At 75.0% G+C, this 20,542-nt stretch carries 16 protein-coding genes; 4 read left to right on the forward strand and 12 right to left on the reverse strand.

Translation table 11 applies throughout. From position 1 onward, the window contains the following. Positions 1–94: 94 nt before the first annotated feature. The 5 genes from ACI8AX_RS22370 to ACI8AX_RS22390 all read right to left on the reverse strand — a co-directional run bounded on the left by ACI8AX_RS22370 (position 95) and on the right by ACI8AX_RS22390 (position 7,794). Positions 95–763, reverse strand: a complete 669-nt coding sequence (locus ACI8AX_RS22370; protein WP_456552074.1) for a hypothetical protein — start codon at positions 761–763, stop codon at positions 95–97. Further along, positions 760–2,748, reverse strand: coding sequence for a multicopper oxidase family protein (locus ACI8AX_RS22375; protein ID WP_456552075.1), 1,989 nt, complete (start codon positions 2,746–2,748; stop codon positions 760–762). Before ACI8AX_RS22375 ends, ACI8AX_RS22370 begins: the two co-directional genes overlap by 4 nt. Before the next feature lie 214 nt (positions 2,749–2,962). Beyond that, positions 2,963–4,510 carry a glycosyl hydrolase family 28-related protein gene (locus ACI8AX_RS22380; protein WP_456552076.1) on the reverse strand — a complete coding sequence of 516 codons (1,548 nt, stop codon included), beginning with the start codon at positions 4,508–4,510 and terminating at the stop codon, positions 2,963–2,965. Between the two features lie 148 nt (positions 4,511–4,658). Next, positions 4,659–6,239: a glycosyl hydrolase family 28-related protein gene (locus ACI8AX_RS22385; protein WP_456552077.1), complete on the reverse strand. Its 1,581-nt coding sequence runs from the start codon at positions 6,237–6,239 to the stop codon at positions 4,659–4,661. A gap of 40 nt (positions 6,240–6,279) precedes the next feature. Continuing rightward, positions 6,280–7,794 carry an exopolysaccharide biosynthesis polyprenyl glycosylphosphotransferase gene (locus ACI8AX_RS22390; RefSeq protein WP_456552078.1) on the reverse strand — a complete coding sequence of 505 codons (1,515 nt, stop codon included), beginning with the start codon at positions 7,792–7,794 and terminating at the stop codon, positions 6,280–6,282. 141 nt (positions 7,795–7,935) lie between these two features. Between ACI8AX_RS22390 and ACI8AX_RS22395 the strand changes: the two genes are divergently transcribed. Together ACI8AX_RS22395 and ACI8AX_RS22400 are read left to right on the forward strand one after the other, a co-directional pair. After that, positions 7,936–8,853, forward strand: a complete 918-nt coding sequence (locus tag ACI8AX_RS22395) for a sulfotransferase family protein (RefSeq protein ID WP_456552079.1) — start codon at positions 7,936–7,938, stop codon at positions 8,851–8,853. Then, positions 8,850–10,076 (forward strand): glycosyltransferase, encoded by a 1,227-nt coding sequence (locus ACI8AX_RS22400; RefSeq protein WP_456552080.1) that lies wholly within the window; start codon positions 8,850–8,852, stop codon positions 10,074–10,076. Before ACI8AX_RS22395 ends, ACI8AX_RS22400 begins: the two co-directional genes overlap by 4 nt. Here the strand turns inward: ACI8AX_RS22400 and ACI8AX_RS22405 are convergent. The 4 genes from ACI8AX_RS22405 to ACI8AX_RS22420 are packed head-to-tail and all read right to left on the reverse strand — an operon-like array spanning position 10,027 to position 14,972. Further along, on the reverse strand, positions 10,027–11,235 hold the full coding sequence (locus ACI8AX_RS22405) for a glycosyltransferase (protein WP_456552081.1): 1,209 nt from the start codon (positions 11,233–11,235) through the stop codon (positions 10,027–10,029). The genes ACI8AX_RS22400 and ACI8AX_RS22405 overlap by 50 nt on opposite strands. Continuing rightward, on the reverse strand, positions 11,232–12,158 hold the full coding sequence (locus tag ACI8AX_RS22410; RefSeq protein ID WP_456552082.1) for a sulfotransferase family protein: 927 nt from the start codon (positions 12,156–12,158) through the stop codon (positions 11,232–11,234). The genes ACI8AX_RS22405 and ACI8AX_RS22410 overlap by 4 nt, the downstream gene beginning before the upstream one ends. A 16-nt stretch (positions 12,159–12,174) precedes the next feature. Then, positions 12,175–13,566, reverse strand: coding sequence for a lipopolysaccharide biosynthesis protein (locus ACI8AX_RS22415; protein ID WP_456552083.1), 1,392 nt, complete (start codon positions 13,564–13,566; stop codon positions 12,175–12,177). Next, a complete protein-coding gene (locus ACI8AX_RS22420) occupies positions 13,563–14,972 on the reverse strand; it encodes a hypothetical protein (protein WP_456552084.1) in 1,410 nt (469 codons plus the stop codon). Before ACI8AX_RS22420 ends, ACI8AX_RS22415 begins: the two co-directional genes overlap by 4 nt. 165 nt (positions 14,973–15,137) lie before the next feature. Here ACI8AX_RS22420 and ACI8AX_RS22425 point away from each other — a divergent pair, with 165 nt between their 5' ends. Both ACI8AX_RS22425 and ACI8AX_RS22430 read left to right on the forward strand, forming a co-directional pair. Then, positions 15,138–16,022: a sulfotransferase domain-containing protein gene (locus ACI8AX_RS22425; protein ID WP_456552085.1), complete on the forward strand. Its 885-nt coding sequence runs from the start codon at positions 15,138–15,140 to the stop codon at positions 16,020–16,022. Between the two features lie 39 nt (positions 16,023–16,061). Beyond that, complete coding sequence (locus tag ACI8AX_RS22430) at positions 16,062–17,006, forward strand: Wzz/FepE/Etk N-terminal domain-containing protein (protein ID WP_456552086.1); 945 nt, start codon at positions 16,062–16,064, stop codon at positions 17,004–17,006. Positions 17,007–17,067: 61 nt separating this feature from the next. Here ACI8AX_RS22430 and ACI8AX_RS22435 read toward each other — a convergent pair whose 3' ends face one another. From ACI8AX_RS22435 to ACI8AX_RS22445, 3 genes are all read right to left on the reverse strand, one after another. Next, positions 17,068–18,021: a UDP-glucuronic acid decarboxylase family protein gene (locus tag ACI8AX_RS22435; RefSeq protein WP_456552087.1), complete on the reverse strand. Its 954-nt coding sequence runs from the start codon at positions 18,019–18,021 to the stop codon at positions 17,068–17,070. Positions 18,022–18,118: 97 nt separating this feature from the next. Beyond that, positions 18,119–19,837, reverse strand: coding sequence for a peroxidase family protein (locus ACI8AX_RS22440; protein ID WP_456552088.1), 1,719 nt, complete (start codon positions 19,835–19,837; stop codon positions 18,119–18,121). Positions 19,838–19,961: 124 nt separating this feature from the next. After that, positions 19,962–20,542 (reverse strand): TSUP family transporter (locus ACI8AX_RS22445; protein ID WP_456552089.1); only part of this gene is annotated, 581 nt, incomplete at its 5' end.

A 20,542-nucleotide genomic window follows, 5' to 3' on the forward strand; every position in this document is an offset into this window, starting at 1 on the left:
GCGCGCCGGGGCCGCGCGCCCGCCCCCCCCCCCCCCCCCCCCCCCCCCCCCCCCCCCCCCCCCCCCCCCCCCCCCCCCCGGGGGTGGGGCCGGGTCAGCCGAGGACGCCGGTGAACCAGAGCGCCCAGGCCAGGGCACCGAGCCCGAGCAGGACGTTCGTCGTCCGGCGCCGCCAGGCGGCGGGCTGGAGGGCGACGAGCGCGGCGACGGTGAGCACCTCGGCGGCGACGGTCCAGGAGCCGAGGGGCCCGGGCTCGTGCCGGACGGGCTCGGCGCTGCCCGACATCGGCATGACCTCGGAGGTCTGCACGGCCACGCCGGTGGAGTAGTCGACCCCCGTGACGGGGTCGATGCCCGGGTCGTGACCGGTGGTCTCGTGCATGCCGTGCGCGCCGCCGTCGCCGTGGGCCACCGCGAAGGCGTCGAGGAGGCCGGTGGAGTGGGCCAGGACGTACAGGCCCATGAGCGCCACGGTGCCGGCCAGGGCCAGCGTGACGAGCCGGCGGTCGGGCCGCAGGCCCGTCACGCGGTTCACCACCAGCCACCCCGCCAGACCGAGCTGGGCCAGGGCGGTGAGCAGGAAGAACATGATCGCCACGCCGCCGGCCGCCACGTGCTCGTACGCGACGAGGACGTGCAGCCCACCCGCGGCCGCCGAGCCCAGCGCCCCGGCCCACAGCCACCGGGCGAGTCCCCGGTCCCGGCCGGCGCCGCGGGCCGGCGCCTCCGCCGGTGCCGCGACGGTGGCCGCCGGTGCGCTCACGACACACCGCCGGTGGTGCCGCTGGTGCCGGTGCCGGAGGTGCTCTCCGTGCCGGTCGGGGCCGGCGACGTCGGGGTGCTCCCGCTCGTGCCCGAGGTCCCCGAGGTCTCCGAGGTCCCCGAGGTGCCGCTGGTGTCCGTGCTCCCGGAGCTGCCCGAGGAACCGCTCGTGTCCGTGCCCGGCGGCGGGGGTGCCTGCACCGGCCCGGTCTTGGGCACGGGGAGCACCGCCGGCAGCGCCCTCGGCGGGCAGGAGTTCATGGCGTCGCAGTCGATGTCGTGATGCCCCACCTGGTACTGGAACATCATGTCGTGGTCCTCGTGCGACAGGTTGTGGCAGTGGATCATGTAGCGCCCGTCCTCGTGCTCGAACCTCATGAGCAGCCGGACGGTCTCTTCCTCCCCGACGTAGACGACATCCTTGGGGCCCTTCTCCTCCGGGCGCGGGGGCTGGGTGACCCCGTTGACGGTGCGGCTGAGCACCTTGAAGTCGACGAGGTGGATGTGCAGCGGGTGGAACCAGCCACTGGAACTGTTCTCGACGTCCCAGATCTCGATCGCATCGCGCGCCGGGTTGGCGAACAGGTTCCGGTAGTTGGACGCCACGACGTCCTCCCACGTCGTGTCGTTGATCTTCCACATGCCGTTGCTGCGGTGCAGCCGCATGTGGCGGACCGCGCTGCGCTGGGCGGCCTGCAGCGTCATGACCGGGTGCGGCGCGCCCAGGTTGTTCGGCCAGGCGTTGTTCGCGTTGCTGGTGACCCGCCAGCCGACCTCGAACTGCATGATCTTGCCGGTGTGGTCGAAGTCCCGGGCGTTCGGGACGCCGTCGTTGACCAGCTGCACCTTGGTGGTCGCGGTGCTCGTCGCCGGCTTGAGGCTCGAGAAGTCGATGATGATCTCGTAGCGCTCCGCCATGCCGATGGTCAGCGTGGTGACCGTCTGGGCGTACTGCATGAACCCGCCGTCGGTGGCGATGACCTTGAACGGCATGTTGTTGCTCAGCCGCAGCTTGAAGCCGCGGGCCAGTGAGCCGTTGAGGATGCGGAACCGGTACTTGCGGGGCTCCACCTTCATGTTCGGCCACGGCACGCCGTTGACGAGGATGACGTCGCCGTAGACGCCGGACGTGCCGTCGTCGTTCCACAGCAGCTGGCCCTCGGCGTTGAGGATGACGTCGCTGAGGATGAGGGGCGCCTCGTACTGCCCCGGCCCCACCACCGGCTTCGTCGGGTCGTACTGGGGGATCTGCAGCGCCGCCTCCAGCTCCCGGTCGACGACGTGGTACTGCGCGGCCAGGCCCATGTAGACGTTCTGCGCGGTGTGGTGCACGCCGTGGTCGTGGTACCAGAGCGTCCGCGGGGAGCAGTTGTTCGGGTACTCGTAGTCCTTCCACTCACCGGGGTTGGTGAGGTCGCCGGCGTACCCGTCGTACTGCGGCTTGGACGGCGAGCCGTGCAGGTGCAGCGAGGTCCACGGGACGTAGCGCAGCGTGGGGTGCAGCGGGGGCAGGTCGTTGACGACCTGCATGACCGTCCGCCGCGGGATCTTCTTGCCGGGGTTGTCCGGGTCGGGCTGCAGGTAGGTCCGGATGGTCGGGCCCGGCACCGACTTGACCACCGTGCCGTCCGGCCCGATGCCGGCGTAGCACCACAGCTTGGTCCACATGCCGGGCACGATCTGGGCCTGCACGTTGGTCTCGGTGATCCGGTAGTAGTCGGTGCCGAGGTACTCGCTGCCGCGGATCGGCTCGCCCGGGTAGTGCTCGCTCCCGGCCGGCGGCACGTAGTCGGTGGGGACGTAGCCGTAGACGTCGTCGCGGACGTCGTCCTTGGTGTAGGGCTGGAGGACCGGCGGCGCCTTGAAGGCGGCGGTGTACGGCACCGGCATCCTGCTCGCCGGCAGCGTCGAGGCGGTCGCCGCCGACAGGGCGCTGTGCAGCGGGATCGCCATGGCGGCCGTTCCTGCGGCAGACAGCTTCAGCATGTCCCGTCGGTTGAGGGTCGGCGTTCCCATCGTGGCTCCCGTGAGTCGATGCCTCCCGGATGAGGCACATCGAATGCTCCGGGGCGAGACAGCTCCGTCACAGCCGTAACGGGGGGGAGGGGGGAGCACCCCATGTTGGGGGTGCCCGGCCGAGGCTGTCGCTGCAGGTCAGGAGGCCGTCGCGGGGTGTAGTGGAACGAGCCGGTGCAGGGCCTCAGGCCCCTCGGTTGTCCCGGACGACGGTGTCCGTCGCGTTGTCGGTGATCTTGGGCGAGCTCGTCAGGCCGGTGAGGTCGTTGCCCTCGACGACCACCCCCCGGGAGGCCGCCGACACCCGCACGGCGCGTGCCGTGGTCGCTCCGGCGGCCTGCCGGAACGTGGAGCCCGCCACCCGGGCGCCCGGTGCCGCCACGAGGTCCACGCCCCAGGCGGCGTTCGGGATCCCGCTGAAGGTGCACGCCTCGACGGACAGCGCCGTCGTCGGGGCGATCGGCCCGGCGACCAGCAGCCGCTTGCCGGGGGCGCCGGCGAACGACGACCGCACCACGCGCACCCGGTCGGCCTGGTCGACCACGGCGACGGCGGTGGCCGTCCCGGACGGGGCCGGGAAGGTGCAGCCGTCGAAGGTGATCCCGCTGATGCCCGGCCCGCCGATGCGCAGGACGCTGTTGACCGGCCGCGTGACGTTGGTGCGGGTGAACGTCACGTCGCTGATGGTCCCGCCCGAGAGCGGGTCGGTCTGGACGCGGATCTCCTGCGTGCCCGCGTCCGCGGCGCGCGCCATGTCGACCGCGCAGTCGGTGAACCGCAGCCGCGCGATCGTCCCCGAGCTGTGCGTGTTCTTCACGACGACGCCCCGGTCCGTGGCCGCGCCGCGGCAGCCGGTGAACGCGCAGTCGGTGACCGACGCGGTCATGCCGCCGTCCCCACGGGTCCACTCCAGCAGGGCGACCATGAACCGGCTGACGGTGCTGGTGCCGGTGCACCCGGAGAAGGTGCCCCGGGTGATGCTCATGTCGAACAGCAGCGCGCCGGGGTCGCCGATCGGCACGAACTGCAGGCAGTCGTCGCCGGACTGCACGTCGCAGGCGGTGGCGAGGAAGTCGGCGCCGCCGAGGACGCGGATGCCGCCGGTGCCGGTCTCGGCGCGGCTGTTGCGGATGCGCACGCGGTCCATGCGCCCCCGGTCGCCGGCGTACATCACCGCCTGACCACCGGCGTAGGTGTCGATGGTCAGGTCGCGGAGGAGGACGTCGTCGCCGTACAGGGCGACCACCACCCCGGTGCGGCTGTGGTCGCGGGCGCCGATCGTGCCCGGGCCGGTGATGCGGACGCCGCTGGACCGCACCGCGAAGTCGGCGTTGCGGAGGAACGCGTTGGCCAGCCCGGGGAGGGCGGCGAAGTCCTTGAGCAGCCGGGCGCCGCTGGCCAGCTGCAGCTGCGCGCCGGCCGGCAGGAGCAGGCTGCGCGTGCAGCGGTAGGTGCCGGCCGGGAGCACCCCGATCGCGGCCTGCCGGGCGCTGGCGTCGATCAGCCGCTGGACGGCGGCCGTGTCGTCGGTGGTGCCGTTCCCGGTCGCGCCGAGGTCGCGGGCGCTGATCGTCCCGGCCGCGGACGCGGGGGTGAGCCAGCCGAGCACCGGGACGGCGGCCAGCCCGCCGCCGACCGCGAGGACGGCGCGCCGGCTGACCTCCTCGGACAGCGCTCCGCCCCCCGCGCCGGGGGTCCGCGCGGCGTCGGTGGTGTGCGGTCCGTCGTCCATGGGGTCCCCGTTCCGAGGCGCAGCGCTGCGCGGACTCGTGCGGCCGGCCCCCTCGGCCGGACGTCGTGCGGGTCACGATGACGACCGATCGCCCACGTGACCAGGGGTCTTCGGCCCGGTCCGCCCGCGGGCCGGCCGGGGGACCGGCTCAGAGGCCGCGGTTGCTGCTCAGCGTGGTGCCGACGGCGCGGTCGGTGATCGGAGTGGGGTTGCCGATGCCGGTGAAGTCGTTGCCGGTGATGACGACGCCGCTGGTGGTGGGTGAGGTCCGGATCGCCTTGGCTGTGGTGCTGCCCGCGGCCGCGGTGAAGGTGGAGCCGGCGATGCGGACCCCGGCGGCGGAGAGCACGTCGACCGCCCACGCGCCGTCGATCCCGGTGAACCGGCAGTCCTCGACGGCCAGGTCGGTCACCGGCGTCGTGGGCCCGGCCACGACGTGCCGCTTGCCCGGGGCGCCGGTGAAGTCGCACCCGCGGAACCGCGGCCGCTCGGTGCCGTCGACGACGACCGTCATGGGCGCCGCGCCGGACGGGGCGGTCAGGGTGCAGGCGTCGAAGGTCAGGCCGCTGATGTTGGGCCCGCCGGCCCGCAGGGTGGAGTTCCTGGGGTTGAGGACGTGGGTGCGGGTGAAGACGACGTCGCGGATGGCCCCCCGGGACGCCGGGTCGGTCTGCACGCGGATCTCCTGGGTGGAGGCGTCCGCGGCGCGCGTCATGTCGACCGTGCAGTCGGTGAACGACACCCGCTCGATCGCGCCGCGGCTGTGGGTGTTCTTGACGACGATGCCCCGGTTGCTGGCGGCGCCGTGGCAGTCGACGAACGAGCAGTCGACCACCGAGGCGTCCATGTCCGTCGTCCCCGGGTCGCCGCCGGTGAACTCCAGCAGCGCGACCATGAACCGGCTGACCGAGCTCGTCCCGGTGCACCCCTGGAAGCGGCCCCGCGAGATGGTCTGGTTGTAGAGGCTGGGCTCGGCCTCGGGGTTGCCGATGGGGACGAACTGGAAGCAGTCGTCGCCGGACTCGACGTGGCAGTCCGAGCCGAGGAAGTCCGTGCCGCCGATCACCCGGATGCCGCCGGTGCCGGTCTCCTCGGCGCTGTTGCGCACGGTCACGCCCGTGATCCGTCCGCGGTCGCCGCCGTACATGACCGCCTGCCCGCCGGAGTACGTGTCGACGGTGATGCCCGAGACCTCGACGTCGTCGCCGTGGAGGGCGAGCACGACGCCCGTGCGGCTGTGGTCCCTCGCGCCGATGCTGCCGGCGCCGGTGATCCGGACCCGGTTGGCCTTCACCGCGAAGTCGGCGTTGCGGAGGAAGGCGTCGACCATCCCGGGCGGCGCGGCCCAGTCCTTGACCAGCCGGGCGCGCCGGTCGAGCTGGAGCTGCACGTCCGACCGCAGCAGCAGGCCGCTGGTGCACCGGTAGGTGCCGGCCGGCACGAAGGCCACGGCGCCGCGGCGGGCCGAGGTGTCCAGCAGCCGCTGGAGGGCGCGGGTGTCGTCGGCGGTGCCGTTGCCCCGGGCGCCGAAGTCGCGGGCGTCGAGCACCTCGTCCTCGTCACCGGCGAGGGAGAGGCCGGGGCCGGTCGAGGGTGCCGCGGCGGCGACGGGGACGCTCGCCAGGCCGACCGCGCCGAGGAACAGCAGGCTGCGGCGGCTCACCACCGGACCGGTGCCCCGGGCGGCGGAGCCGCGGGGGGACGGCGTCAGGGCGTTGCGGAGGTGCATGGCTCGGTCCGTTTCGGGGTCGGGCGTACCGGGGGAGGGGTCAGCGGCTGGTGGCCGTGCGGACGGCCGTGTTGAAGGCCTGGCGCTGCACCGCACCGACGGTGCGGATCAGGATCACGACGTCGCGCCACAGCGACCAGTGCTCGATGTAGGAGTTGTCGAAGCGGGCGCGCTCCTCGATCGAGGTCTCCCCGCGCAGCCCGTGCACCTGCGCCCAGCCGGTGAGGCCGACGGCCAGCCGGTGCCGGTCGCGGTAGCCGTACACCGAGTCGGCGAACTGGGCGGCGTAGGTGCACTCCTCGGGCCGCGGGCCGACGAGCGACATGTCGCCGCGCAGGATGTTCCACAGCTGGGGCAGCTCGTCGAGGCTGGTCCGGCGCAGCAGGTTGCCGATGCGCGTCTTCCGCTGCTCGACGTCGATCTGCCGGGCGTGCATCGTGCTACGGGTCGAGCCGGTGCCCAGCCGGTCGGGGGACTCCTGCGGCGCCGGCATGCGCAGCGTGCGGAACTTCAGGATCGAGATCTCGGCGCCCTCGTGGCCGGTGCGCGGCTGGCGGAACAGGATCGGGCCGGGGCCGCTGACGCGCACCGCCGCGGCCAGCACGAGCAGCAGCGGGGACAGCAGCGCCAGCGCCGTCCCGGAGACGACGACGTCGATGACCCGCTTGACCCGCCAGACGCCCTGGCGCAGCGCGGCCCGGCGCACCCGGTGCAGCGGGATGCCCCACAGGTCCTCGACGTCCGGGCCGCCGGCGGCGGTGCCCACGTCGAAGAACCGCGGGACGACGTACACCTCGATGTCGCGCAGGGCGGCGCTGCGGACCAGCCCGACGAGCTCGGCCTCGCGGGTGGGGCCGTAGGCGACGACGACCTTGCGCACGCCGTAGGTGTCCAGGACCAGGTCGAGGTCCTCCATCCGCCCCAGCGGCTCGCGCTCGTCGAGCGGGCAGCCGCCGCTGAGGTAGCCGACGCCGCGCAGGCCGAGCTCGGGGTGCTCCGCCATCGTGGCCAGCAGGTCCATGCCCAGCCGGCCGCCGCCGACCACCAGCGCCGGCTCCTCGACCACCCCGTGCCGCCGTGCGCTGCGGATCCCCGCGTAGCCGATCGCGCGGCCGGCCACGAAGCACGGGACGGCCCACAGCGCGTGCACCGCCAGCCCCAGGTCGCCGCCGGACAGCGAGGCGACCGGCGCCACGAGCAGCAGGCCGAGGGCCAGCCGGGGCAGGTGGCGGGGCACCTCGTCCAGCGCGCTCAGGGTGATCCGCGGGCGGTAGGCCCCGCCGGCCGCCAGGACCAGGAGGGTGACGGCGACGAGCGCGACGACGGCGCGGTCGGCGCCCAGCCACGCGGCCGGCAGGGCCAGCGCGGTGGCGTCGAGGACGGCCAGGCCGGCGCGGACCGACCAGGCGTGGTCGCGGGGCTCGCGCCCGGGCAGGAGCAGGCCGGCGGCGTCCAGGGAGCGGTCCCCGGCGGGCAGCCCGGTCGCGCCGGCGCCGGCCGGCGTCCGCGCCGTGGCGTCCACGTCGTCGCGCTGTCCCTCGAACACCTCGGTCATCGCTGCCCCGCCTCTCTCGTCTGCAGGAGAGGTTCCGGTCCACGCCGTTCCGCCGACACTCCCGCCCGTGGGTCGCGCGGCACCCCAATGCGGGGGGTCGGAGGGGCGGCGCGCGGGGGTGACGCCGGTAACATCCGGCCGGTGACGGGCGTCCCGGACTTCCTGGTCATCGGGGCGGCGCGCAGCGGGACGACCGCGCTGACGTCGTTCCTCGGCGAGCACCCCGACGTCTTCGTGAGCACCCCCAAGGAGCCGCACTTCCTGGCCTTCCCGGAGGGAGCGCCGCGGTTCACCGGCCTGGGCGACGACGACCTGGTCAACCGGTCCGTCGTGCGCGACGAGCAGACCTGGCGCGACCTCTTCCGGGGCCGCACCGAGCGGCGGCGGGGTGAGGGGTCGGTGACCACGCTGGCGTACCCCGGGGCCTCGGTCCCGGCGATCGAGCGGTACTGCGCGCCCGGCTGCAGGCTGGTGGTCATGCTGCGGGACCCGGTGGACCGCGCCTTCTCCAGCTGGCAGTACCTGCGCTCGCGGGGGTACGACGCCGGCTCGTTCGAGGAGTGCCTGGCCGCGGAGGAGGAGCGCACCCGGGCCGGGTGGAGCCACATGTGGCAGCTGTCCCGGCTGAGCCGCTACGCCGAGCAGCTGGCGCCGTTCACCGCGCGGTTCGGCGACCGGCTGCTGGTCGTCGTCCAGGAGGAGTTCGCCGCCGACCCCGCCGGCCAGCTGCGCCGGGTGCTGGAGTTCCTCGACGTGGACCCCGACGTCGACATCGACCCCTCCCGCCGGGTGAACGCCTCCGGTCTGCCCCGCAGCCGCGCGGTCACCTCGGCGCTGAACGCGCTGCGCCGATCCCCGGCCCTGCGCCGGCTGGTCACCGCGGCGGTGCCGCAGCGGCAGCGGGAGCGCGTCCGCTCGGCGAACCTGGACCGGACGGCGATCGACCCGGCGACCCGCGCCCGGCTGGCCGCGGAGCTCGCCGGCGACGTGCGCGACCTCGAGGACCTGCTCGGCCGCCGGCTGCCGGTGTGGCCGACCGCGGGAGGGGCGCGCGCGTGAGCGGACCGGCGGCACGGAGCGACCGGGTGCGGGTGCTGCAGCTGACGGGCATCACCGTCGGTGGCTCGGCCGAGCACCTGCTGCAGCTGGCGACGCTGCTGCCCGCCGACCGGTTCGACGTCACGGTCGCGCTGTCGGGCGGCGGCCCGCTCGACGACGAGATCCGGGCCACCGGCCTGCCGGTCGTCGACTACGCCCCCTCGCACGGCGCCGGCCACTTCAAGCAGGCCACGCCGGACGGGCCGGTGGAGCTGCTCCGCCAGTTCCTGCGGATGCGGGCGCACATCCGGCAGGGGCGCTACGACGTCGTCCACACGCACACGTCCGTGGCCGGCGCGATGGGCCGGGTGGCGGCCTGGTCGGCCGGGACGCCGGTCCGGGTGCACATGCTGCACGCCTACGCCGGCCACGACGGGGTGCCGCAGCCGCGGCGGTCGCTGTTCCGGCTGGTCGAGCGCGCGCTCGGGCTGGTCACCACGCACTACGTCGCCGGCTCGCGCTTCATCCGCGACGTCGGCGTCCGCAACCGGCTGTTCCGGCCGGAGGACGTCACCGTGATCCCCTACTCCAGCCGCATGACGGCCGGGGACGCGACCCCCGCCGACCGTGCCCGCCTGCGCGCGGAGCTCGGCCTGCCGCCGGACGCGCCGCTGGTCGCGCTGGTCGGCCGGATCGAGGACCAGAAGGGGGCCGACCTGCTGGTGCGCGCCGTCCCCGCGGTGGCCGCGGCGGTGCCCGCCGTCTCCGTCGTGGTGGTGGGCGACGGCACCCGGCGGGCGGAGGTCGAGGCGCTGGCCGCCGAGCTCGGCGTCGCCGACCGCATGCGCTTCACCGGGTGGCGGCACGACCTCGCCGACGTCATGCGGGCCGTCGACGTGCTGGCGCTCCCGTCGCGCTGGGAGGCGTTCGGCATCGTCAACCTGGAGGCGATGGCGGCGGCCAGGCCGGTGGTCGGGTTCGCGGTGGAGGGCATCCCGGAGGTCGTGGTCTCCGGCGAGACGGGGCTGCTGTCACCGGCCGGCGCGGTCGACGACCTCGCCCGTGACCTCGTGCGCGTCCTCACCGACCGCGAGCTGGCCGCCCGGCTCGGCGCGGCGGGACGGCGCCGCTTCGTCGAGCACTTCACGCCGGAGGCGATGGTGCGGGCGCACGTCGCGCTCTACGACGAGCTGCTCAGCCGGCACCCCGGCCGGCGTCGAGCACGCCGCGGACGAGCCCGCTGAAGGTGCGGCCGAGGTCCTCGACCCGGTAGTGGCCGCGGATCAGCGCGGCGCCGGCGGCGCCCATGGCGGCCCGCTCCGCCGGCGCGAGCGCGGCCAGGTCGGCGATCCGCTGCCGCACCGAGGCCGGGTCCCCGGTGCGGGCCATGAGCCCGTCACGGCCCTCCTCGAACACCGGCGGGCGGCCCGAGCAGTCGGTGAAGACGGTCGGGCAGCCGGCGACCATGGCCTCCATCACCGCCAGCGGCAGCGCGGGGCCCTCCCAGCGGGCGGTGTGCACGTAGCCGTCGGCGGCCGCCAGCAGCCGGGGGACGTCGTCCCGCCAGCCCAGGAAGGTGATGGTGCGCTCCAGGCCGAGGTCGCGCACCCGCCGGTGCAGCGATGCGGCGAAGTCCGCCGTCCGCCGGGCGGCGACGGAGTCCCCGGCCGAGCCGACCAGGGCGACGTGCACCGGCGCGGCCCCTCCGGCGAGCGCCTCGAGCAGGACGTCCTGGCCCTTCTGCGGGTCCAGGCGGCCGACGTTGAGCAGCAGGAGGTCGCCTGCGCCGGCGCCCATCTCCGCCCGCAGCCGGGCCCGCTCGTCCGCGTCCAGCCGGACCGGCGGCGGCAGCGCGATCCCGTTGGGGAGGACGACGGTGCGCTCGGCCGGCACACCGAAGGCGACCATCTCGTCCCGCACGACCGTCGACGTGCAGACGGCCAGCGTCGTCGCCCGGGCCACGACGCTCCGGTACCCGCGCCGCTTGAGCGCGGCCAGCGGGCGGGGACCCCAGAAGTGGTGCTGGTTCTGCACCATCAGCACCCCCGGCACGCCCGCGCGGGCGGCGGCCAGGAGGGCGGGCCCGCGGTCGCGCTGGTTGACCCCGATGACGCAGCGGCCCCCCTCGCGGCGGACCCGGTCGGCCAGGCCCCGGACGAGGCCGGGGTCCCAGGGGCGCTCGAGCCGGGGTTCGAGGACGGTGGCGACGCCGACGGCGGCGAGGTCGGGCAGGATGCTCGGCCCGCTGCGGGGGACGGGGCCGTGCACGAGCGTCAGGTCGAAGCCGTCGGCACGCAGCGCCCGGGCGAACTCCAGCGCCATCTTGGCCGCCCCGGTGCGGTCGGGCAGCCGCAGCGTCATGACCAGCCGGCCGGCGGCAGGGCTCCCGGGGGACCGGCTCATCCCGGGCCGTTCCGGCGCCGCTCCGGGTCCCGCCAGGCGGTCACGTCGAGTCCGGTCACCTGCTCGAGGACGTCGAGGTCGGGGGCCAGGGTCTCGACGAGCGCTCGGCGGGTCTCCGGCCGGGAGTCCAGCCGCACGATGTTGCGGGCGACGATCTGCCGCCGCAGCCGGCGGCGCAGCGACGTCGGCACGAGGGGGGAGACCAGCTTCTTGAGCGGGTGGTGGGTGCTGACGACCCGGCCGAGGAAGCGGCTGCGCGGCTCGCCGGAGCGGTGCGGGTCGGGCGTCACGGTACGGGGGACGGCCGGCACGCCGATGTGGTCGTACACCCGGGCGAGGACGCCGTCGGGGTCGGCGGTCATGTCCTCGTGCCGGAGGACCAGCAGCTGCTCGCGGGGGAACACCTCGAGCGCCCGCCGCAGCTGCTCGCCGTAGCGCGACATCCCGGTGTAGTGCCAGATGTGGTGCCAGCCCTCGGCCACCCGGCGCGGCTCGTCGGCCAGGGCCTCCTCGAAGGTGGCGCACGGCTCCCACCCGCGGGTGCGCATGAAGCCGTAGGCCGACAGCGCGCGGTCCGCGGGGTCGCGCAGCAGGCAGACCAGGCGGGCGTCGGGGGCCATCTCGCGGACCCGGGGCAGCGCCTCGGGGTAGTACATGGTCGACACCGACGCCTCGCCGCGCACCTGGTCGGGCCGGGCGGCCCGGTAGAGCGCGAGGTAGGCGTCGCGATCGGTCACCGCGAGCCGGTTGATGGTCTGCCGGTCGCCGGGGCCGGTGAACGCGGGCGTCGTCCCGGCGAGGGCGAAGTAGTGCGGCTCCTTGGGCTCGGTGAGGAACAGGCCGGGGTGCTCGGCCAGGTACTGGAACAACGCCGTCGTCCCGGACCGCGCCGCGCCGATGACCAGGAACTGCGGGCCCCGCATCACTCCACCGTCCGCATCACTCCACCCTCCGAGCCGGGAGCGCGATGGTACGGATCCCCAGCGTCCGCCGGGCAGACCGCGCGAGCAGGAGGTTGCGCCCGCTCATCGCCGCCGCGGCGGCCGCGGCCACCCCGGTCCCGCCCCAGACCGCTCCCCACCAGGTCGCGAGCCCGGCGAACGCCAGGGCCGAGACCAGCGCGCTGGCCGCGACGACCCGCTGCCGGCCGGCGTGGCTGAGCACCACCGAGCACGGCCCGGTCCAGGCGTTGACGAGGACGCCGGCGCACATCACCAGGGCGGGGGCGAGCGCGGCGCGGTACCCCTCGCCGAACACGGCCGGCAGCAGCACCCCGCCGGAGGCGGCGAGCACGGCCACGGCCAGCGCGGTGACGGCCGTCGACCAGACCGCGAACCGCCGGACCGGCTCCTGCAACGCCGGCAGCCGGCCCGACCCGGCGGCCGCGGCGATCCGCGGGGCGAGGGTGCGCATGCCGATGGCGGTCGGGACGGCGACCAGCACGGCGATCCGCACGGCGACGGAGAACTCCGCCACCTCCTCGGCGGGCGCGACCACCGCCAGCAGCCAGACCCCGGCCTGGGGCACGGTGACCGAGGCCAGGGTGGCCACGGCGAAGGTCCCGCCCGAGCGCAGCAGCCGGCCCGGCGGGTCCGCCGCGACCTCGCCGGCCGCGCCGTCGTCCGCCGCGCCGTCGTCCGGGAGCCGGCCGGCGGCGTGCCGGCCGGCGTGCGCGGGGCCCAGCAGGCGGAGGAGGACCAGCAGGCCGGCGACGTACACCGCGGACTCGACGGCGGCCGTCCACGCCAGCGCCGTCCGCGTGTCCGACGCCGACGCCGCGCCGGCCGCGAGGACCAGCAGGACCACCACCAGGACCACCCGGCGGACGTGCTCGCCGAAGGCCAGGGCCAGCCCGAACCGGTCGCGGGCCCGGAAGACGTTGACCAGCACCGGGCCGAGGGCGGCCACCGGCAGCCACAACGCCACCACGACGACGAGCGGTCGGTACACCTCGGGCGGGCTGCCGGCGCCCGCGGTCGCCGGTCCGAGGACCCCCTGCCACAGCGCCGCCGTGACCAGCACCCCGACCGCCAGGGCCGCGAGGAGCCGCCGCGCCAGGACCGCGTGCGACCGCCGGCCCTGCTGGGCGAAGGCGATGGTCGCCACCTGGGTCAGCCCTGCCTCGGCGAGCACCGCGAGGACGGTCAGCCAGGCCAGCGCCCACGACAGCGCCCCGAACTGCTCGGGCGTCAGCACCCGCGCCCCGACGAGGGTCACGGCGAACGCGCTGCCCACGGCGGCCAGCTGGCCGGCCGCGGTGAGGGCGGTGTCCCGGCGGAGGGCGCGCCGCTGCCGCGCGTCGTCGGGGCCCAGGGCGGGCGGGGCGCTCAAGGAGCGGACGCCGCCTGCGCGGGGCGGGCGCCGTCCCCGCCGGCCGGCGGTGCCGCCGGAGGGGCGTCGTCGGGACGCTCGCGCGCCCGGCGGACGAACAGGTTGACCAGCACCGTGAACGCGATGAGCGGCAGGCCGATGGCCACCCACTTCGGCGCCGAGGTGGCCCACACCCCGCCGGGGAAGATGCGGATCATGAAGACCAGGCTGAGTCCCCAGACCAGCGGGTCGCGCAGGAACCGGCGGAAGGCGAACTGGCCGGCGCGGGCGACCAGCCCGGCGAGCAGGCCGCCCAGGACGACGCCGGGCAGACCCAGGTTCACGTACCAGTCGCCGACCGCGGTCGCCGGGAAGCCGTTGTTGCGGTCGATGTAGGTCTGGGCCAGCTGGACGGCGGGGGAGACGAACGGGTCCTGCTGGCCGACCAGCACGGTGGGCAGGGCGGCCACCGAGCCGTCGACGAAGTCGCCGCCGCCGGTGAAGTCGAAGCGGTCCGGCCAGTCGTCGAGGTAGAGCAGCAGCGCGTCGTAGAAGGTGTTGTTGGTGGCCACCGCGACCTGGCGGACGGTGCCCTGGCCCTCGATCGTCGACGCGAGCTCCCCCCACAGCACCGTGTCGCGGGCGGCGCGCAGCGAGAAGGCCAGCAGCAGCGCGATGACCGGGACGAGCAGGAAGCCGCGCCGCCACCGCGGGTCGCGCAGCCAGCGCCCGTCCGCACGACCGGCGGCCCGGCGCCCGGCGCGGCCGAAGATCAGCGCACCGGCCAGCAGGGCCACGACCGACAGCACCGGGACGTCGCGGGCGCCCCAGGTCCAGCTGAGGTACCCGTTGACCGCGATCAGGCCGAGGACGGCGAACCGCTGCAGCGACCACCGCGGGACGGTGAAGAAGGCCGCGATGCCCACCAGCGCGGCCAGCATCGGGACCGACCGCAGGGCCCGGCTCTCGGCCAGGTCGCGGTCGACCTTCGACGCCTGGAGCAGCCCGGCCGGCCCGCCGTAGCGGATCCACAGCGCGACGGTCGCCAGGAAGGCGACCCCGGTGAGGACGACGGTGAGGACCACGAGACCCCGCCGCGACAGGGGAGCCCGCACCTGCGGGAACAGCACCGCCACCGGGCGCACGAGGGGGGTCAGCAGCCGGGCGCCGGCCCACAGCGCGAGGAGGAACAGCGTGACGACCAGCTGCCCCCGCAGCAGCAGGGCCTCGGCGTCGCGGTCCTCGAACAGCGTCGTCGGGAAGGGGGTGTCCAGCCCGAGGGCGAGGACGAGGGGCCGGACGAGCAGCTGCAGCGCCAGGTAGTAGAGGGTGATCGCCATCGGGTCCAGCGGGTGCCGGACGAGGCTGCGGTACACCAGCGCCCACACCGCGGCGGAGGCGAGCACGGCGGCGAGGGACACGATCACGGCCGCGCCGCCGCGTCGCTCGAGGGACCCACCGCGTCCTCCACCGGTCCGCGCGCCGCCACGTCCGGCGCGGGTGCGGGACAGTAAAGCAGCGGATCCGCCCCTCGGCGTCCTCCGTGCGGGTGGGGACGCCGTGAGCCGCCGTCCGGCCCTAGCATCCGGCAGATGCCTCCCGGCCCGCGGCTGATGATCGTCGGTGCGCCCAAGAGCGGGTCCACCGCCCTGTTCCAGTACCTCTCCGACCACCCCGACGTCGTCGCCCACGTGCACCGGGAGATGCCGTTCTTCGGCCGGGACGAGGAGTTCGCGCGCGGCTGGGAGCACGCCGTGGACAAGTACTTCCCCCCGTCGTCGGGGGAGCGGGCGCTGGTCGCCAAGCACACGATGGCCATGTACGACCCGGTGGCCGTGCGGCGCGTCGTCGAGACGACCCCCGCCGTGGTGGTCGCCGTGCTCCGGGACCCCGTCCCGAGGGCCTACTCGCACTTCCACTACGCCCGGCTGCGCGGCTGGGAGGACGCCCCGACCTTCGAGGAGGGGCTCGCGCGGGAGGCGGACCGGCCGGCGAGCTCGCCGCCGCGGGCCCGGGATCTGCACTACGTCGGCAACGGGGTCTACGCGCCGCACGTGCGGGTCCTGCTCGACACGGTGCCGCCGGAGCGGCTGCGCATCCACCTGTCCGCCGACCTGCGGACCGGCGCGGCGCGGATCTGCGCCGAGCTGTTCGACCTGGCCGGGCTGCCACCCCACGAGCCGGACGTGACGAGACGGCACAACGAGGCGCGCCGGCCGCGGTCGGCCCGCCTGGCCCGGGCACTCCTCGCCGTCCAGCAGCCGGGCAGCCCGCTGCGCCGGCTCACCGGCCGGGTGCCCAGCCGCGCGCTGTACCGCGTCCGGCACCTGGTCAACCGGCTGAACGAGCAGCCGGCCGCCCTCCCGCCCATGGCCCCGGACACCGCCGCGCGCCTGCGCGAGCGGTTCGCCGCGCCCAACGCCGCCCTGGAAGAGCTCCTGGGCCGTTCACTCGGAGGGTGGGGGTCGTCACACTGACGGTTCCGCGGACAGGGTCGGATCCCGTACGTTGCCGCCGTGCTCGAGACCGCAGCCACCGGAGCGCCGGGGACCGCTGCCCGGGCCGACGGCGGGCGGGGGGACGGCGTGGTGTCGCAGGAGTCGGAGCCGGGCCTGCGCGAGTACCTGCGCTCGCTGCGGCGTTACTGGTGGCTGGCGCTGCTCACGTTCCTCGTCGTCGTGGCCGCCTCGGTCGCCTCGCTCTACGTCGTCCAGCCGGTGTACCGCGCCGAGGCCGAGGTGCTGCTGCGGACGGAGGAGAGCCGGCAGCTCTTCCCGCGCACCAGCGGCACCACGCCCGGTGCGCTGACCCGCTCACCGGGCTCCGAGCTCGTCTACGTGGAGAGCGACGAGTTCCGGGACCAGGCCGAGGAGGCCGCCGGGGACGGGGCGGAGGTCGAGGTCCGCGGCCGGCCGCTGGACCCCAGCGCCCCCGTTTCCAGCGCGCTGGTGTTCGTCGCCGAGGCCGACACCGCGCGCGAGGCCCAGGAGGCCGCGCAGACCTGGGCGGAGACCTACGTGGCGCTCCGGCACCAGAGCGACGTCGCGGACACCACCCAGCTGCGGGACCTGCTGGTCACCGACCGGGACCTGCTCCAGCTGCGGCAGGCCGAGATCCTGGCGCCGGTCGCCGCGCTCGACGACGCCGTGGCGGCGGAGACCGACCCGGTCGAGCTCTCCCGGCTGCTCAACCAGCGCCTGGCGATCCAGCGCAGCCTGGCGCCGGTGCTCGACCCGGTGGAGGACGAGCTCCGCCGGGTGAGCAACCAGATCGCCGGCCTGGAGGTCGACCTGCGGGTCATGGAGGACCCGGAGGCGCTGGCCTACGTCAGCAGCGCCGCCGAGCTGCCCGAGGAGCGGTCCAACGGGTCGCTGCGGCAGAGCGTCCTCGTGGGGGTCGTCGCCGGGCTCGTCCTGGCCGGCGGGGCGGTCTCCGCCGCACAGGCGCTGCGCCGCCGCTGACGGCCCCCTCGCAGGGTCCCGCCGCGAGCGTGCGAGCGGTGGGGGGCGAGGGGGTCCTTCCTCAGTTGCGGGCGCCGACCACGTCGGGGTGCTGGGAGAACCAGTCGATGGTGCGCTTGAGCCCCTCGTCCAGCTCCACCTGCGGCTCCCAGCCCAGGGCCCGCCGGGCGAGGGCGATGTCGGGCTGGCGGACCGTCGGGTCGTCCTCGGGTCGGGGGACGAACTCGATCGGCGAGCCCGAGCCGGTCAGCTCGATGATCCGCCGGGCCAGGTCGAGGACCGGGTACTCGTGCGGGTTGCCGATGTTCATCGGCCCGGGCTCCGGGGACAGCAGGAACCGGATGAGGCCGTCGACGAGGTCGCTGACGTAGCAGACCGAGCGGGTCTGGCTCCCGTCCCCGGCCACGGTCAGCGGCTCGCCGGCCAGGGCCTGGCGGATGAAGGTCGGGATGGCCCGGCCGTCCCGGGGCCGCATGCGCGGGCCGTAGGTGTTGAAGATCCGCACGATCGCGGTGTCGACGCCGTGGGTGCGCCGGTAGGCCGACGTCAGGGCCTCGGCGAAGCGCTTGGCCTCGTCGTAGACCCCGCGGGGACCGACCGGGTTCACGTTGCCCCAGTAGCTCTCCGGCTGCGGGTGCACCAGCGGGTCCCCGTAGGCCTCCGACGTCGAGGCGAGCAGGTAGCGGGCGCCCTTCTCCTTGGCCAGGCCGAGCGTGTGCAGGGTGCCGATGGAGCCTACCTTCATCGTGTGGATCGGCAGCTCCGCGTAGTCGATCGGCGAGGCGGGGGAGGCGAAGTGCAGGACGTGGTCGACCGGCCCGGGCACGTGGACGTAGTCGGTGACGTCGGCGCGCACCAGCCGGAACCCCGGGTGCTCCAGCAGGTGCGCCACGTTGGCCGGCGTGCCGGTCAGGAAGTTGTCGAGGCACAGCACCTCGACGTCCCGCTCGAGCAGCGCCTCGCACAGGTGCGAGCCGAGGAAGCCGGCACCTCCGGTCACCACGGCACGGGTCATGGGTCGTCCTCCTGGTCGGGTGCGGCAGCAGTCGGGGTGCGGCACGGTAACGCCCCGGCGCACCCTGCGGCTGCCCCAGTTGTGGGGGTCGGGGCGGTCACTCGACCAGCGACACGGAGCTCACCGGGGTGGTCGCCGCGGGGTTGATCTGCTCGTCGGGCGCCAGGGGGAGCGGGCCGGTCTCGTCGACCTCGTCGTCGGGCAGGACGATGCGCGAGCGGGGGTCGAGCGCGTCGGCCAGCAGGATGAGGTCACCGACCGTCTTGCGCTCCTGCCACTGGAAGGCCGGCTTGAGGTTGAAGTACGACTCCGGGTCCAGGGCCATGATGCCGAGGATGGTCTCGGCGACGATCCGTCCCCCGACGGGGCCGAGCTTGCGGCCGCCGTTGACGAGCTCGGCCTCCTTGAGCACGTAGTACCAGAGCGGCGCCTTGCCGCCCCACCCCGGCTGGCGCAGACCCAGCTGCTCGTTGGTCAGCGGGGTGATGCCCATGGCGCGGGCGACGTCCTGGCCGCAGGGCAGCCCGAGCCGCTTGCCGCGCAGCAGGTTGCGCTCGGCCAGGGCGACGATGGCCCGGCTGCTGGGCGCGACGACCGTGGAGGGCAGCGTGTACAGCGGCAGGGAGATGTCGGTGTCGATCAGCCGGGCCATGTTCCGGTCGTCCGGCGGCTCGAGACCCGGGATGTCGAAGAAGTAGTTCCAGTCCGCCCACAGGTTGCCCGGAATCGGCCGGTTGCCGCGCAGGTCCTCGAACCCGTCCGCGCCGAAGATCGGCACGGTGTGGCCGTCCTGCATCTCGTACTCGGCGCGGATCATGCTGTGCCCGAACCGGTAGGCGGCGCCGGAGTACTCGATCGGCATGTACGGGTTCTCGGGGTGCGTGGGCCGGTACAGCGTCCCGGTGTACTTGATCGTCCCGTCGCGCCGCATGAGGCTGTTGACGACGTCGCGGCCGACGATGCGCGGCAGGTAGTCGTTCACGATCAGCCACTGGTAGTGCCAGCGGGTCTGCCGCCGCGCCTGGGCGTAGGTCATGCCCTGGCTCATGAACTTGTTGTGGAGCCGGACGAAGACGGTGTGCAGCTGGCAGACGATGAGGTTCTCGTCGTTGCGCGGGTCCCCGAGGTAGGCGGCGCCGCGGTCGTCGCGCGGCACGTCGACGAGGTCGTCGTGCGGGTTCACCTTGAGCCAGCCGTAGCGGGCGGGGTCCTGCTCGTACAGGTCCGGGCTGCCCTGGATGCCCTTGCCGTAGACGCTGCCGAGGTCGAACCACGGGGTGTCGTAGTTGCGCATGGCCAGCGGGTCCTGCAGCCGGTTGCTCAGCGGCGTCTTGTCGAACGTCATGTCGTGGTCGACGAACTGGCCGAAGTAGATGTAGCCGGCCGGGATGCCCGGGTTGTCGAAGGCGCGGTCGCTGTCCCGGACGTCGGACAGCGGCGGCTTCTGGTCGTTCATCTCCGCCGCCAGCCACACCAGCAGCCCGTCGGTCGGGGCGAACGGCGGCAGGTCCTTGAACATCAGGCCGAAGCGGGCCTCCTGGCGGCGGTCCACGCGCACGGCGATGTCCGCGCCGCGCGGGTCACCGACGGCGTGCGCCGCGGTCTCGGCGGGCGCCGTGGGCGCCGGCGCCGGGGCGGGCGCGGGCTCGGTCGTCACCGGCGGGTCCTCGGCGCGCGCGACGCCCCCGAGGCCCGCCACCGCCGGCGTCATCGCCGCAGCCATCGCCCCGGTGAGGAAGCTGCGGCGGGCCATCCCGCCCCCGCGGGTCCGGCCGCTGAAGGGGCAGACCGCCTGGCTCCCGTCGTCCTGCTGCATCCGGATCGCTCCCCTGGTGTCCGCTGGCGTGCTGGGCCGTGGTGGGGCAACCCTCGGTCCTGGGAGGGGTGCCGGGGCAGACGCGTCCGTGGGGGAGGCCACCCCCCAGATCGCGGGGTCGGGCTCAGCCCTGGCGGACCGGCTGCCGGGCCAGGTCCGCGGCCTCGGCGGCGAGGGCGTCGGCCGACTCCTGCGCGCGGTCGGTGCGGTACTGCAGCCAGGACCAGGCGACCGCGGCGGCCCAGATGACGTAGAGGGCGGCGTAGACGGGGTAGCGGACGGCGTCGGGGGCGTCGAGCCAGTCGCTGCGCAGCAGGGTGCGGGTGTTGGTGACGATGATGATCCCGCCGACCAGCGACCCGAGCAGCCGCGGCGGCACGTGGCGCACGAGCCAGGCGGCGATGGGGGCGGCGACCATGCCGCCGATGAGCAGGGCCAGGACCCAGGCGGCGTCGATGCCCTGGGAGCCGAGGGCGAGCAGGAAGCCCAGGCTGGCGGCCAGGGCGACGAGGAACTCGGAGGTGTCGATGGAGCCGATGACCTTGCGCGGTTCCATCCGGCCGCTGGCCAGGATCGCCGGGGTGCCGACCGGGCCCCAGCCGCCGCCGCCGGTGGCGTCGACGAAGCCGGCGACCAGGCCCAGCGGGCCCAGGAAGCGCTTGCGCATGGGCTTGCCCAGGTTGCGCCGGTCGATGCCGCGCAGGG

The organism is Blastococcus sp. SYSU D00813 (assembly GCF_054050735.1).